Raw genomic sequence first — 2,637 nt, forward strand, 5'->3', positions numbered from 1 at the left:
GGGCGGCAGCGTGTGGCGCCGGCTGGCGCAGGACGAAGCGGCGCTCGCCGTGGCCTGAAGGCTCAGTTCACGCGCGCCAGTATCACCGTGATGTTGTCGTCGGCGCTGCCCTCGAGTGCCGCCAGCAGCAGGTGATCGACGCACTCCTGCGCGGCAAGGTCGGTGCGGCCGACGATGCGTGCGATCGCGTCGTCCGACAGGCCTTCGGTCAGGCCGTCGCTGCACAGCACGAAAGCGCTGCCCGGCTCGGCGCGGCCCCGCGCCATGCCGATATGCAGGGGCTCGCTCGCGGTCCCGCCGAGCGCCTGGGTCAGCACGGTGCGCTGCGGGTGGCGGTCGGCCAGCGCCGGGTCGAGTTGGCCGGCCGCGACCAGTTCCTGCACCAGCGAATGGTCGTGGCTGACCTGATGCAGCGCGCCCTGCTGCCACAGGTAGATGCGGCTGTCGCCGACCCAGGCGACCTCGTAGCGTTCGCCGGCCATGCGCAAGGCCGCCACCGTCGTACCCATCGGCAACGCGTCGGAGGCGCCGCCCGCCTGCTGCAGCAGCTGCTCCCCGGCGCCGCGCACGGCTTCGACCAGCCCCCGCCCGCGCGTGATCTCTTCCACGACGGCATCGCGCACCAGCGCCGACGCCACCTCGCCATGCTGGTGCCCGCCCATGCCGTCGGCCACGAGGAACAATCCCAGCGCCGGATCGGCGTAGTAGGTGTCCTCGTTGCTCGTGCGGCGCAAGCCGACGTGGGTGCCGTGTCCGAACTCGATCATGGGGCGATGGGCAGTGGGAGCAACGCGCAGCATGCCGGATGCAGCCAAGCTTCGCAAAACGCACGCTCGGAAAAGAAAAAGCCCCGACCGGACGATCTGGGCCTGAACTTTCTGGCGGAGAGGGTGGGATTCGAACCCACGGTACGCTTACACGTTCGCCTGATTTCGAGTCAGGTACATTCGACCACTCTGCCACCTCTCCTAAAGGATCGCGGGTCGACGCGAGCCGGCGATTTTACGTGGAGCCGGGAGCCCTGACAAGCGCTCTCGGCATCCCCGCCAGGTCTCAGCCGGCCTTCTTCTTGGCCAGCCGCAGCCAGGTGTCGACCACCGTATCGGGATTGAGCGAGACCGACTCGATGCCCTGGTCCATCAGCCATTCGGCCAGGTCCGGGTGGTCGCTCGGACCCTGGCCGCAGATGCCCACGTACTTGCCTTTCTCGCGCGCGGTCTTGATCGCCATGGCGAGCAGCTTCTTCACGGCCGGGTCGCGTTCGTCGAACAGGCTGGCGACGATGCCCGAGTCGCGGTCCAGGCCGAGGGTGAGCTGGGTGAGGTCGTTGGAGCCGATCGAGAAGCCGTCGAAGATCTCCAGGAATTCCTCGGCGAGCAGGGCGTTGGACGGGACCTCGCACATCATGATGACCTTGAGGCCCGGCTCTCCATCGAAACTTTGGCCCTGCTTGAGGCCGTTCTTCTCCAGCACCTCGACCACCTTGCGGCCTTCGCCCAGCGTGCGCACGAACGGGATCATCACCCATACGTTGCTGAGGCCCATTGCCTCGCGCACCTTCTTGACCGCCTTGCACTCCAGCGCGAACGACTCGGCAAAGCCGGCGTCGACATAGCGACTGGCGCCGCGGTAGCCGATCATCGGGTTCTCCTCGTGCGGTTCGTAGCGCGCGCCGCCGATCAGGCCGGCATACTCGTTCGACTTGAAGTCGGACAGGCGCACGATCACCGGCTTCGGGTACACCGAGGCGGCGATGGTGGCGATGCCTTCGGCCAGGCGGTCGACGTAGAAGCTCACCGGGTCGGCGTAGCCGGCCATGCGCTCGTCGATCTTCGCCTTGGTCTCCGCGTCCTGGCGGCTGTATTCGAGCAGCGCCTTCGGGTGCACACCGATGTGGCTGGCGATGATCATCTCCAGGCGTGCCAGCCCGATGCCGGCATTGGGCAGCATGCCGAAGTCGAACGCGCGCTCGGGGTTGGCCACGTTCATCATGATCTTCAGCGGCGCCTCGGGCATGGCGCCCAGGTCCGCGGTGATGCGGTCGAAGGCGAGCTTGCCTTCGTAGATCATGCCGGTGTCGCCCTCGGCGCAGGACACGGTCACTTCCGCGCCGTCAGGAATCGTCTGCAGCGCGTTGCCGGTGCCGACCACAGCCGGCACGCCCAGCTCGCGCGCGATGATCGCGGCATGGCAGGTGCGGCCGCCGCGGTTGGTCACGATGGCGGCGGCGCGCTTCATGATCGGCTCCCAGTCGGGATCGGTCATGTCGGCAACCAGCACGTCGCCGTTCTGGAACTCGTGCATCTGGCTGATCGACTTGACCACGCGCGCCTTGCCCGAGCCGATCTTCTGGCCGATGGCGCGGCCCTCGGCCAGCACCTTGCCCTTCTCGTTGAGCTGGAAGCGCTCCAGCTGCGTGGCGTGGGCGCGCGACTTCACCGTCTCCGGGCGTGCCTGCACGATGTAGAGCTTGCCGGTATTGCCGTCCTTCGCCCACTCGATGTCCATCGGGCGGCCGTAGTGCTGCTCGATGACGAGCGCTTGGCTTGCCAGTTCCTGCACGTCCTCGTCGGAGATGCAGAACTTGTTGCGCAGCTCGGCCGGGGTTTCCTCGATGCGCACGCGCTCGCCCGGCTT

At 67.5% G+C, this 2,637-nt stretch carries 2 protein-coding genes and 1 tRNA gene; all 3 read right to left on the minus strand.

Translation table 11 applies throughout. The annotated features are described in order from the left end of the window. Positions 1-62 precede the first annotated feature (62 nt). Positions 63-767 (minus strand): protein phosphatase 2C domain-containing protein, encoded by a 705-nt coding sequence (locus tag HOQ08_RS15100; RefSeq protein ID WP_291196814.1) that lies wholly within the window; start codon positions 765-767, stop codon positions 63-65. Between the two features lie 112 nt (positions 768-879). Further along, a tRNA-Ser gene (locus tag HOQ08_RS15105) sits at positions 880-969 on the minus strand. 84 nt (positions 970-1,053) lie between these two features. Then, positions 1,054-2,637 (minus strand): phosphoenolpyruvate synthase (ppsA, locus tag HOQ08_RS15110; RefSeq protein ID WP_291196816.1); only part of this gene is annotated, 1,584 nt, incomplete at its 5' end.

The sequence above is a fragment of the Frateuria sp. genome (assembly GCF_013362045.1).
Lineage (GTDB): Bacteria > Pseudomonadota > Gammaproteobacteria > Xanthomonadales > Rhodanobacteraceae > Frateuria_A.